The organism is Streptomyces sp. NPDC054863, assembly GCF_053610825.1.
This window is the reverse complement of sequence record NZ_JBSGZD010000278.1, coordinates 1-10,578: the sequence shown is the minus strand read 5'-3', so window position 1 is coordinate 10,578 and position 10,578 is coordinate 1. Positions and strand designations below refer to the sequence as shown.

10 protein-coding genes are annotated in these 10,578 nt (G+C 70.8%); 9 read left to right on the top strand and 1 reads right to left on the bottom strand.

From position 1 onward, the window contains the following. Nucleotides 1-1,067: M4 family metallopeptidase (locus ACWGIG_RS31820; RefSeq protein ID WP_453325160.1), on the bottom strand; the 1,067-nt coding region annotated here is incomplete at its 3' end. A gap of 325 nt (nucleotides 1,068-1,392) precedes the next feature. On the opposite strand from ACWGIG_RS31820, the gene leuA reads away from it, so the two are divergent. From leuA to ACWGIG_RS31775, 9 genes are all read left to right on the top strand, one after another. Beyond that, a complete protein-coding gene (gene leuA / locus ACWGIG_RS31815; RefSeq protein ID WP_453325159.1) occupies nucleotides 1,393-3,168 on the top strand; it encodes a 2-isopropylmalate synthase in 1,776 nt (591 codons plus the stop codon). A gap of 154 nt (nucleotides 3,169-3,322) precedes the next feature. After that, entirely contained in the window at nucleotides 3,323-4,066 is a 744-nt protein-coding gene (locus tag ACWGIG_RS31810; RefSeq protein ID WP_453325158.1) for a TerB family tellurite resistance protein, read from the top strand. 45 nt (nucleotides 4,067-4,111) lie between these two features. Continuing rightward, the gene (locus tag ACWGIG_RS31805; protein WP_453325157.1) at nucleotides 4,112-4,897 is read left to right on the top strand and encodes a hypothetical protein; all 786 of its coding nucleotides are present in this window, start codon (nucleotides 4,112-4,114) and stop codon (nucleotides 4,895-4,897) included. A gap of 239 nt (nucleotides 4,898-5,136) precedes the next feature. Beyond that, nucleotides 5,137-5,355, top strand: coding sequence for a hypothetical protein (locus ACWGIG_RS31800; protein ID WP_453325156.1), 219 nt, complete (start codon nucleotides 5,137-5,139; stop codon nucleotides 5,353-5,355). 111 nt (nucleotides 5,356-5,466) lie between these two features. Then, on the top strand, nucleotides 5,467-6,219 hold the full coding sequence (recO, locus tag ACWGIG_RS31795; protein ID WP_453325155.1) for a DNA repair protein RecO: 753 nt from the start codon (nucleotides 5,467-5,469) through the stop codon (nucleotides 6,217-6,219). A gap of 51 nt (nucleotides 6,220-6,270) precedes the next feature. Further along, nucleotides 6,271-7,122 carry an isoprenyl transferase gene (locus ACWGIG_RS31790; protein ID WP_453325154.1) on the top strand — a complete coding sequence of 284 codons (852 nt, stop codon included), beginning with the start codon at nucleotides 6,271-6,273 and terminating at the stop codon, nucleotides 7,120-7,122. Nucleotides 7,123-7,207: 85 nt separating this feature from the next. Continuing rightward, nucleotides 7,208-8,410, top strand: coding sequence for a PP2C family protein-serine/threonine phosphatase (locus ACWGIG_RS31785; RefSeq protein WP_453325153.1), 1,203 nt, complete (start codon nucleotides 7,208-7,210; stop codon nucleotides 8,408-8,410). Nucleotide 8,411: 1 nt separating this feature from the next. Further along, nucleotides 8,412-10,112 carry a sensor histidine kinase gene (locus tag ACWGIG_RS31780; RefSeq protein WP_453325152.1) on the top strand — a complete coding sequence of 567 codons (1,701 nt, stop codon included), beginning with the start codon at nucleotides 8,412-8,414 and terminating at the stop codon, nucleotides 10,110-10,112. Continuing rightward, nucleotides 10,109-10,573, top strand: coding sequence for a response regulator (locus ACWGIG_RS31775; protein WP_453325151.1), 465 nt, complete (start codon nucleotides 10,109-10,111; stop codon nucleotides 10,571-10,573). The genes ACWGIG_RS31780 and ACWGIG_RS31775 overlap by 4 nt, the downstream gene beginning before the upstream one ends. Nucleotides 10,574-10,578 lie beyond the last annotated feature (5 nt).

The window sequence follows — 10,578 nt, the reverse complement described above, 5'->3', positions numbered from 1 at the left end:
GCCTTCGGCTGCGTGGGTACGCCCACCTGCTCCCACGCCTTCAGCAGCGCGTGGCGCTCCTCGCCGTCGCCGTACCGCTGGTGCGTCGCCGCCACCGTCGCCTGCGCGAACTCCGCGAAGGTGGGGACGACGGTGAGCGTCCCGGCGGTCAGGGTGTCGTACCAGACCTGCCCGGCCCGCTCCCACGCCTTGCCGCCGAGCGCGTCGGCGAACAGGTAGAACGCGTGGTTGGGGATGCCCGAGTTGATGTGCACGCCGCCGTTGTCGCGGCCGGTGGTGACGAAGTCGTCCATCGTCGCGGGCTGCGGGTCCTTGCCCAGGACGTCGTCGTCGTACGCCGTGCCCGGAGCCTTCATCGAGCGCAGCGCGACCCCGGAGACGCGCTCGGCGAGCAGTCCGGCGCCGATCAGCCAGTCGGCCTCGCCCGCCGTCTGGTCGTTGACGTACTGCTTCACGAGCGAGCCGATGACGTCCGACACCGACTCGTTGAGCGCGCCCGGCTGGCCGAAGTACGTGAAGTTCGCCGTGTACTGGGTCAGGCCGTGCGCCAGCTCGTGGGCCATGACGTCGACGGGAATCGTGAAGTCGAGGAACAGCTCCCCGTCACCGTCGCCGAACACCATCTGCTCGCCGTCCCAGAACGCGTTCCCGTAGTTCCGGTCGAAGTGGACGGTGGCCAGCAGCGGCAGGCCGTTGCCGTCGATGGAGTTGCGCTCGAAGGCCTTCAGGAGCAGGTCGAAGGTGGCGCCGAGGCCGGCGTACGCCCGGTTGACGGTGGCGTCCTTCGTGGGCTTGTCGCCCTCCTTCCGTACGACACGGCCGGGCAGCTCGCGCTTGCCCTGGGCGTCGTGGAGGGTGCGGTGGATCTTGTTGTCCGCGGCCCCCGGCGCGGGGGCGAGGGACGGTGCGCCCAGGACCGTGGTCAGCCGGCGGTGGGTGCGCTGCGCGGCGTCCGCTTCGAGGGTGCGGCGGGCGGGTCCGGCGAGCGCGGGGTCCTCGGCCCGTGCGAGCTTGTCGAGGACGTGGGGCGGCACGATGGTGCAGAAGACGGGGTGGATGGCTTCCATGGCGAGCAATGTGGCACCGGGTCATGCCGCTGTCACTACCTGCGACCATGATTTACGCCATATTTCAATGCATCGAGTGAAGGATCACTGTTTGGCTGACAGCGGGGAGCGACGGGTACAGTTGTCGGGTCTTGCATACTGATACGGGACCGGCGCCCCCGCCGTCCCTCGGTTAGGCTGCGGCACATCATGCGTTTCGGGCTGCTTCTCCTTAGCTGCCGCGGCGAGGGCCTGTAGTCGTAGGCCGACCCCCTCCCCGCGGGATCTGGTGCTGCGCAGACAAGTCGGCCGTCCCCTTGCAGGAGAGCCCGAGGAGCCCTACGCCATGACCCCCCAGCAGGCCGATCAGCAGTCCGTCGGCAGCCCCACCCCCGTCACCAACGCCTCGCACTTCCAGCGGCCCTCCGGGATGCCGGTCCACAAGTACGCGGGCTACGACGCGGTCGAGATCCCCGACAGGACCTGGCCCGAGGCCCGCATCACCCAGGCCCCGCGCTGGCTCTCCACGGACCTGCGGGACGGCAACCAGGCCCTGATCGACCCCATGAGCCCGGCCCGCAAGCGCGAGATGTTCGACCTGCTGGTGCGGATGGGCTACAAGGAGATCGAGGTCGGCTTCCCGTCGTCGGGCGAGACCGACTTCAACTTCGTACGCTCCATCATCGAGGACGGCGCGATCCCCGAGGACGTGACGATCTCCGTCCTCACCCAGGCCCGCGAAGAGCTGATCGAGCGCACCGTGGAGTCCCTGCGCGGCGCCCACCGCGCGACCGTGCACCTGTACAACGCGACCGCCCCGACCTTCCGCCGCGTGGTCTTCCGCGGTACGAAGGAGCAGGTCAAGCAGATCGCCGTGGACGGCACCCGGCTGGTCATGGAGTACGCGGAGAAGATCCTCGGCCCCGAGACGATCTTCGGTTACCAGTACAGCCCGGAGATCTTCACCGACACCGAACTGGACTTCGCCCTGGAGGTCTGCGAGGCGGTGTGCGACGTGTGGGGTCCGGAGGAGGGCCGCGAGATCATCCTCAACCTGCCCGCCACGGTGGAGCGTTCGACGCCCTCGACCCACGCGGACCGCTTCGAGTGGATGTCCCGCAACCTGACCCGCCGTGGCCACGTCTGCCTGTCGGTGCACCCGCACAACGACCGCGGCACCGCGGTGGCGGCGGCCGAGCTGGCGATCATGGCGGGGGCCGACCGCATCGAGGGCTGCCTCTTCGGCCAGGGCGAGCGCACCGGCAACGTCGACCTGGTCACCCTGGGCATGAACCTCTTCTCGCAGGGCGTCGACCCGCAGATCGACTTCTCGCAGATCGACGAGATCCGCCGCACCAGCGAGTACTGCAACCAGATGGAGGTCCACCCGCGCCACCCCTACGCGGGCGACCTGGTCTACACCGCCTTCTCCGGCTCCCACCAGGACGCCATCAAGAAGGGCTTCGACGCCATGGAGGCGGACGCGGCGAAGCAGGGCAGGACCGTCGACGAGATCGAGTGGGCGGTGCCGTACCTGCCGATCGACCCGAAGGACGTCGGCCGCTCCTACGAGGCCGTGATCCGGGTCAACTCGCAGTCCGGCAAGGGCGGCATCGCGTACGTCCTGAAGAACGACCACAAGCTGGACCTGCCGCGCCGCATGCAGATCGAGTTCTCGAAGATCATCCAGCAGAAGACGGACGCCGAGGGCGGCGAGGTCACCCCGAAGGCCATCTGGGGCGCCTTCCAGGACGAGTACCTGCCGAACGCCGAGAACCCCTGGGGCCGCATCCAGGTCCGCTCGGGCCAGACCACGACGGACACCGACGGCCGCGACACCCTGACCGTCGAGGCGGTCGTCGACGGCGTGGACACGGTGCTGACGGGCGTCGGCAACGGCCCGATCTCCGCCTTCTTCGAAGCGCTGGCCGCGGTCGGCGTCGACGCCCGACTGCTGGACTACCAGGAGCACACGATGAGCGAGGGCGCCTCCGCGCAGGCCGCCTCGTACATCGAGTGCGCCATCGACGGGAAGGTCCTGTGGGGCATCGGCATCGACCCGAACACGACTCGGGCCTCCCTGAAGGCCGTTGTCTCCGCCGTGAACCGGGCAACGCGCTGACCTGAGCGTTTCCCCCGCGGCCCGCGAGGTCCCGCCCACCGGCAGCGGTGGGCGGGACCTCCGTCTTTCCCCGGGGTGCTGACGCCGCCTCCCCGATGTGGCTAACATCACGTCCAACCCCGGCAAAGATGCCGAAGCGTTACGGAGGTGCGCGGTGCTGCCAGTGCGAGGCCGATCGTCCAGCCCGTGGGGCAGCGTGTGGCGCAGCCCGTGGGGCGTGCGCACCACCTGGACCACCGTCGGCGACGGCGAGTTCTTCTGCCCCGGCTGCGGCGGTGACCGCAACTACGCCCACCGCACGGGCCGTCGGCGCCTCACCGTCCTCGGGGTCCCCCTCTCCGCACGCGGCGCGGTCGGGCCGGTCGTCCAATGCGCCTCCTGCGAGGGGCAGTTCGGGGCCGACTCCCTGGACCACCCCACCTCGGTCCGCTTCTCCGCGATGCTCCGCGACGCCGTCCACACGGTCGCCCTCGCCGTCCTCGCCGCTGGCGGCACGTCCTCCCGTTCGGTCACGAGCACCGCGGTGGCCGCGGTCCGCTCCGCCGGGTTCGAGGACTGTACGGAGGAGAAGCTCACGCATCTCGTCGAGGCGCTGGCCGCCGACACGGGGCGGTTCCTGCCGGACGGCGCGGCGGCCGGTGCGGCGGACGCGGCGGCTGCGGACTGCCCGTACAGCGCCACTCTCGCCATCGAGCTCCACGAGGCGCTCGGCCCCCTCGCCCCGCACCTCGCCCCCGCGGGCCGCGAGTCGATCCTGTTCCAGGGCGCCCGCATCGCCCTCGCCGACGGGCCGTACAGCCCCGCCGAGCGCGAGGTGCTGGTGACGGTCGGGGCGGCGCTGCACCTGTGCGCGGACGACACGGCGCGGCTGCTGGCGGCGGCGCGGACGCCTTCCTGACGCGCGGAGCGGGCACGGCAGCCGACCTTGTGCCAGGTTGTTCGCATGGTGCACAAGGAGAGCGAAGCGGCGGAGGGAGAGCGTGAGGAGGAGCGCGGGCGGGGGTGGAGCAGTGGGCTGACGCTCACCACGGGCGCGTTCCTCTTCCTGCTGCTGCGCCTTTTCGCGGTGTCCGGCTATCAGTGGCACACGGCGTTCGCCGTGCTGCACACGATCGACCTCGACGACAGCATCGGGATCATCCTCGGCACGGTGATGGCCGATCCGGTGGTGGCGGCCGTGCTGCTCGCGGTGCTGCTGCCCGCCTTCCTCTTCCGGGTGGTGGGAGGGTTCCTCCTCGCGCTGCGCGTCCGGCGGGGCGGTACGGAGCGGCTGCCGCAGGATGCCCGGGCCCCCGGCGGCCCGGACGTCGCCGGACTCGTCCTGCTGGCGATCGTGGTCGCCGGGGTGACGGCGTACGTGATGAGCTTTCGCGCGTGGTGGCTGCCGCTGGTGTCCCTGTTCGTCATGGCGGTGATGTTCGGCATCGGCGCCCTTGCCCGACGCCACCACGGGCAGGTGGGCGCGGCGTCGCGCTGGGCGGGCCGTCATGTGGTCGGCCTGGTCGTCGGCGTGGCGATGCTCGGCCTGCTCGTCAGCGCGGCCGTGGTGCGCACCCCGTGGATGCCGCTGGAGCGGGTCGAGGTGTCGGGGCAGGCGCAGCCGCTGGTGGGTTACGTACTGGAGGCCGAGCCCGGATTCCTGAAGTTCATGACCGACGAGGGCCGCGACTTCCTGATCCTCAACGAGGGCGAGGTCAAGTCCCGGGAGGAAGTCGTCGACCACGGCTGAGGACGTCCCCCTGCGGCCACGGATCGACGTCCGCGCCCACAGATGTCGTGCGCAGACCTCATTTCGAGACTAGCCACCCCGCCCCGCGCCCGTGAGGCGAAACGTGAAATCCGTTCGGGGCGGGAAGTGATGGCGATGCTGGGAAGCCCGCACCACTCTGCGGAATGCGTCGAACAGGCGGAGGGAATTGTGAAGGAATTGCGCGCGGCTCCGGAGAGAGCCGGCGGGAGCGGGGAGCGGTGAAGCCACCGCCCCTCGGCGGGTACGTGGTGGATCTCACCACCGGGCGGGTCGGCCGCGTCGTCGCCGGGGTGGGCCGGCTGCTCCGGCTGGCCCCGGTGGTCGGGGGGAGGGAGTGGAACTGCGACCGGAGCGAGGTCCGCACGGCCACCGCCTCCGAACGCCTCAGCGCGGCGACGGCGTACGTGAACGCCCGTAGCCGCGGCGAGCTGCACTGACTCCGTTCCGTACGGAAGGTCCGTCCCGCAGGGAAGATCCGTCCCGCAGGGGAAGGGGAGGGGAGGCCGGGGGCGACCCGGCCCTCCTCCCCGTACGGGACAATGGAACCCATGAGTCTGTTCCGTGACGACGGCATCGTCCTGCGCACCCAGAAGCTGGGCGAGGCGGACCGCATCATCACGCTGCTCACCCGCAATCACGGCCGCGTCCGCGCCGTCGCGCGCGGCGTGCGGCGGACGAAGTCGAAGTTCGGGGCCAGGCTGGAGCCGTTCAGCCACGTGGACGTGCAGTTCTTCGCGCGCGGCAGCGAGCTGGTCGGGCGCGGACTGCCGCTGTGCACACAGGGCGAGATCATCGCTCCGTACGGCAGCGGGATCGTGACGGACTACGCCCGGTACTGCGCCGGGACGGCCATGCTGGAGACGGCGGAACGGTTCACCGACCACGAGGGCGAGCCCGCCGTGCAGCAGTACCTGCTGCTGGTCGGCGGCCTGCGGACGCTGTCCCGCGCCGAGCACGCGCCGAATCTGATCCTGGACGCCTTCCTGCTGCGGTCGCTGGCCGTCAACGGGTACGCGCCCAGCTTCGGCGACTGCGCGAAGTGCGGGATCGACGGGCCGAACCGGCTGTTCTCCGTCGCGGCGGGCGGTGTCATATGCGGTGACTGCCGGGTGCCCGGCAGCGTCGTACCCTCTGCGGAGGCCGTCGCGCTGCTGAGCGCGCTGCTCACGGGGGACTGGGCGGCGGCCGACGCGTGCGAGCCGAGGCACGCCCGTGAGGGCAGCGGGCTGGTGTCGGCGTATCTGCACTGGCACCTGGAGCGTGGGCTGCGCTCGTTGCGGTACGTGGAGAAGGCCAAGTAAAGCCGTACAGAACTACATGAAGACGTCAGCACAGCAGGGAGAGCACGAGCCATGGCACGACGCGGGATTCTGGGACTGGGCCGGCGCGAGTACAAGATTCCCGAGCCGCACCCGTCCGGTGCGCGGCCTCCGAAGATCCCCGGCGAGCTGGTCCCGGAACACGTGGCGATCGTCATGGACGGGAACGGCCGGTGGGCCAAGGAGCGCGGGCTGCCGCGCACCGAGGGCCACAAGGTGGGCGAGGGTGTGGTGCTCGATGTGCTGAAGGGGTGCATCGAGATGGGGGTGAAGAACCTTTCGCTGTACGCCTTCTCGACCGAGAACTGGAAGCGGACCCCCGACGAGGTGCGCTTCCTGATGAACTTCAACCGGGACGTCATCCGCCGCCGCCGTGACGAGATGAACGAGCTCGGGATCCGGATCCGCTGGGTCGGGCGGATGCCGAAGATGTGGAAGTCGGTCGTCCAGGAGCTGCAGGTCGCTCAGGAGCAGACCGTCGACAACGACGCGATGACCCTGTACTTCTGCGTCAACTACGGCGGGCGGGCGGAGATCGCCGACGCCGCCCAGGCCATCGCGCGCGACGTCGCCGCCGGGAAGCTCGACCCGTCGAAGGTCAACGAGAAGACCTTCGCCAAGTACATGTACTACCCGGACATGCCGGACGTGGACCTCTTCCTGCGGCCCAGCGGCGAGCAGCGCACCTCCAACTACCTGCTGTGGCAGAGCGCCTACGCCGAAATGGTCTTCCAGGACGTGCTGTGGCCGGACTTCGACCGCCGCAATCTGTGGGACGCCTGCTACACCTACGCCCAGCGTGACCGGCGGTTCGGCGGAGCGGTCCCCAACGAGCAGCAGGGCGACGGCAATTCGGCGCTTCCGCACGTTCCCGAACAGGGCTGATGCCTCGGGCCCCGGCAGTATCATTTCGCCCAGGGGAGCGTGAGCAGGCCGGGCGGACCGGCTCCCCGGGGCGGGGGTCTGAGCGGTGGCGGAGCGACTCGTGGTGTCCGGTACGGAAGCCGGGACGAGGGACCTCGACGCGGTACTGCTGCTGGTCGAGGACGATTCCGGCGACGCACTGCTGTTCACGGAGATACTGGCGGACAGCGACCTGAGGGCCGAGGTCCACTGGTGCACCTCCCTGGGCGAGGCGCGCAAGTTCCTCGGCGGGCACGGCGGACCGGTGTGCGTGCTGCTGGATCTGCACCTGCCGGACGTACGGGGGCTGGATGCGGTACGTCAGGTGCTTGCCGCGCACCCGGACGCGGCGATCGTCGTACTGACCGGTCTCGTCGAGGGCGAGGCCGGTCAGACCGCCGTGGCGGAGGGTGCGCAGGACTACCTGGTGAAGGGGCGCCTCGACGCCGAGACCCTCAGCAGGGCCGTGCGGTACGCCGTGCAGCGCAAGCAGGTCGAGCAGGCTTCGGCGGCGCTGCACGCGGGCCGGCTGCGCGCCGAGGAGAACGCCCGGCTCGAACTGGGGCTGCTGCCCGTGCCGTTGATGCGGTCCACCGGTTTCGAGGTGGACGCGCGGTACGACCCGGGGCGCGAACAGGGCCTGCTCAGCGGGGACTTCTACGACGTGGTGCAGACCGCCGACGGGACCGTCCACGCGGTGATCGGCGACGTGTCCGGGCACGGGGCGACCGAGGCGGCGCTCGGCGTGTGCCTGCGGGTGGCGTGGCGGGCGGCGGTGCTCAGCGGCTGCACCGGGCCCGCCCAGCTCCGGCTCCTCGAAGAGATCATGGCGGCGGAGAGGTCGGCCCAGCAGGTCTTCGCCACCCTGACGAGCCTCGTCTTCCCCGCCGACCGGCGATCGGTGCGCGTGGTGCGGGCCGGGCATCCTGGGCTGCTGCTGCGGGGCCCCGCCGGCACCACCTGGTACGACCCGCCCGGCGGCATGGCGCTCGGCATCGCGCCCGGCACCGGAACCTGGCCGGAGACCGACCTTCCGCTGGAGCCCGGCACGGGCGTCGTCGCCTTCACCGACGGGCTCTTCGAGGGGCTGACCGGACCCCGCACCCGGCTCGGCGAGAACGGGCTGCTGCGGCTCGCGAAGAAGTACGAGGCCCTGCCCGCGGGGGAGTTCGTCCAGACACTCGTCCAGGCGGCGACCGCCGCAGCCGCACCGCACGGCGGGCTCTCCGACGACATAGCGGTGCTGCACCTCGCCTGGGGGAGCGACTGAGGTGGCCCGCGCACCGCGCCCCGGGCCCTCGGGCTCCGAACGACCGCGCCCCGGGCGCCGCCTGGGAAGGCTTCCGGGACCGGGGCGCCGCCGCTGTGCGCGGCTCCGCTTCGAGCGGCTGTCCGTGCGGGGCTGGATCCGGTTCGTCCTGCTGTCCATGGCCGTGCTGCTGGTGCTCTGCGCGGGCGTCGGAGCCTTCCTGCTCGACCGCACCGGTGACCGCAACACCGACCTCGTCGACCACATCCAGCCCGGCCGCTCCGCGACGCTGCTGCTCCAGCGGTCCCTCGTCGACCAGGAGACCGGCGTACGGGGCTTCGCCCTCAGCGGCAACGAGGCGTTCCTCGAACCCTACGAGGCGGGAGTGCGCGAGGAGCAGCGCCACCTCGCCGCCACCGCCCGGCTCCTGGGCACCGAAGGGCGGTTCGGGAGCGACCTCGTGGCGGTGCGGGACAAGGCGGCGCGGTGGCGCAGGGAGCAGGCGGTGCCGCTGATCGCCGCGATCAGGGACGGGGCGGGCGTCGTGTCCGTACAGTCGCGCATCGAGGACAGCAAGCGGTCCTTCGACGAACTGCGCGCACTGCTGCGCGTCCAGGAACGCCACCTCGACGAGGCGCGCATCGCCGCCCGCGCCGACGTGGCGAGCCTGCGCACCCTGCGCGACTGGGCGTTCCTCGGCATGCTCGCCGTGATAGCCGTCACCGGGGTGCTCCTCTCCCTGCTGCTCAACCGCATGGTCCTGCGCCCGATGGCCGCCCTGCGCGCGGCGGCCGACCAGGTCGCGGGCGGCGACTTCGACCGGCGCATCGACGTGCCGGGCCCCGAGGACGTACGGGCGGTGGGCGCGTCCGTGGACTCCATGCGGCGGCGCATCGCGGGCGAACTCGCCCAGGCCAGGGCGCGGGAGGCGCAGCTCGCCGCACAGACCGCCGGCCTCGACGAGCAGGCACAGGAACTGCGGCGCTCCAACGCCGAGCTGGAACAGTTCGCGTACGTCGCCTCGCACGACCTCCAGGAGCCGCTGCGCAAGGTGGCGTCGTTCTGCCAGTTGCTGGAGAAGCGGTACGGGGACGTGGTCGACGACCGGGGCAAGCAGTACATCGCCTTCGCCGTCGACGGCGCGAAGCGGATGCAGATCCTGATCAACGACCTGCTGACGTTCTCGCGGGTGGGCAGGCTGGACGCCGACCCGGTCCCGGTCGACATGGGCGACGCACTGGCCAGGGCGCTCGGCAACCTCGCGACGGCGGTCGAGGAGTCGGGCGCGGTCGTCGCACTGCCGGAGGGGCCGCTGCCTGTGGTGGTCGGCGACCCCACCAGCCTCACCATGCTGTGGCAGAACCTGATCGGCAACGCGATCAAGTTCCGGCACCCGGAGCGGACGCCGGTGCGGATCGTGGTGGGCTGCGAACGGGCCGGGGAGGAATGGCGGTTCCGTGTCACCGACAACGGGATAGGTGTGGCGCCCGAGTTCACCGAGAAGGTCTTCGTCCTCTTCCAGCGGCTGCACTCGCGGGAGGAGTACGCGGGCACGGGGATCGGTCTTGCGCTCTGCCGCAAGATCGTCGAGTACTACGGGGGCACCATCCGGCTCGACACCGAAGGAGTGTCCGAGGGGGCCAGGGTCTGCTTCAGCCTGCCGGTGCGGACCGGGCCGTCTTCCGCCACCGCACCGATCGAGTCCACAGGAGCGCGTACATGAACACCCCCGACACCCACGAGGTCCCCGACACCCCCATCGAGGTGCTCCTCGTCGAGGACGACCCGGGCGACGAGCTGATGACCCGGGAGGCCTTCGCCGACAACAAGATCCGCAACAGGCTGCACGTGGTGCGGGACGGCCAGGAGGCCTTCGACTTCCTCTACCGGGAAGGGGCGCACACGGACGCGGTGCGGCCGGACCTGATCCTGCTGGACCTGAACCTGCCGAAGTACGACGGGCGGCAGGTGCTGGAGCGGATCAAGAAGGACGAGGAGCTCTCGCACATCCCGGTGGTGGTGCTGACCACTTCCGCGGCGGAGGAGGACATTCTGCGCAGCTACAAGCTGCATGCCAATGCGTATGTGACGAAGCCGGTGGATCTGGATCAGTTCATCGCCGCGGTCCGGCAGATCGACGACTTCTTCGTCACGGTGGTGAAGCTGCCGCCGAAGGGGCGGTGAGGGGG

Excerpts from the sequence above, each read along its gene's own strand:
- ACWGIG_RS31790 (WP_453325154.1), top strand. The coding sequence starts at position 6,271 with ATGGCACGACGCGGGATTCTGGGACTGGGCCGGCGCGAGTACAAGATT.
- recO (WP_453325155.1), top strand. The coding sequence starts at position 5,467 with ATGAGTCTGTTCCGTGACGACGGCATCGTCCTGCGCACCCAGAAGCTG.
- leuA (WP_453325159.1), top strand. The coding sequence starts at position 1,393 with ATGACCCCCCAGCAGGCCGATCAGCAGTCCGTCGGCAGCCCCACCCCC.
- ACWGIG_RS31775 (WP_453325151.1), top strand. The coding sequence starts at position 10,109 with ATGAACACCCCCGACACCCACGAGGTCCCCGACACCCCCATCGAGGTG.
- ACWGIG_RS31805 (WP_453325157.1), top strand. The coding sequence starts at position 4,112 with ATGGTGCACAAGGAGAGCGAAGCGGCGGAGGGAGAGCGTGAGGAGGAG.